Source organism: Isoptericola croceus (assembly GCF_029382255.1).
Lineage (GTDB): Bacteria > Actinomycetota > Actinomycetes > Actinomycetales > Cellulomonadaceae > Isoptericola > Isoptericola croceus.
This window is the reverse complement of the sequence record NZ_JARLLG010000354.1, coordinates 1-266: the sequence shown is the minus strand read 5'-3', so window position 1 is coordinate 266 and position 266 is coordinate 1. Positions and strand designations below refer to the sequence as shown.

The window sequence follows — 266 nt, the reverse complement described above, 5'->3', positions numbered from 1 at the left end:
CGAGGAGTGGTATAAGGTGATACATTGTGAACTTCATCCGTTTGCCATCCTTTCTGATGAATCTAAGCAGACTTCAAGCCATATGGGTAAAGATGGCTTTCACATCTTCAAACACCTCAGGGGCTGGTTTTGTCGCATCAATCTGATCAAACAATGGATTAGCTGGAGGTAATAAAAGCGCATGCGTTGACAAAACATACCAACCAGAAACTGATAGAGCACGTGCACAAAAATATGGCCATATCTGATGATGGTGATCGAAGTAC

General features: G+C 42.5%; 1 protein-coding gene. It reads right to left on the bottom strand.

Annotation, left to right across the window (positions count from 1 at the left end; genetic code table 11):
* Positions 1-73 precede the first annotated feature (73 nt).
* The coding region (locus tag PZC42_RS24820; protein ID WP_277214235.1) for a hypothetical protein at positions 74-266 on the bottom strand (193 nt) is incomplete at its 5' end.